Raw genomic sequence first — 212 nt, forward strand, 5'->3', positions numbered from 1 at the left:
ACTAGTTTCAATACGAATAGAGCATAATACATGAGACTTATCTACACTACCAAATAACTTAATTACCTGTATCTGAGTAATTTTTGTAAAAGAAATATGAACCTTACGTTCTTTATCATCTACTGATGGCATCCACATATAGTTATTTGGATCATATACATTAGATTTGACATCTACAGTGTTAAATCGTAAAAAGGCATTGAGATAGTTAG

At 29.7% G+C, this 212-nt stretch carries 1 protein-coding gene; it reads right to left on the reverse strand.

Features of this window, described 5'->3' with window-relative positions; translation table 11 throughout:
• Window positions 1-212 (reverse strand): hypothetical protein (locus tag NE668_RS10230; RefSeq protein ID WP_256196972.1); only part of this gene is annotated, 212 nt, incomplete at both ends.

Source organism: Veillonella parvula (assembly GCF_024461875.1).
Taxonomy (GTDB): Bacteria; Bacillota; Negativicutes; order Veillonellales; family Veillonellaceae; genus Veillonella; species Veillonella parvula_I.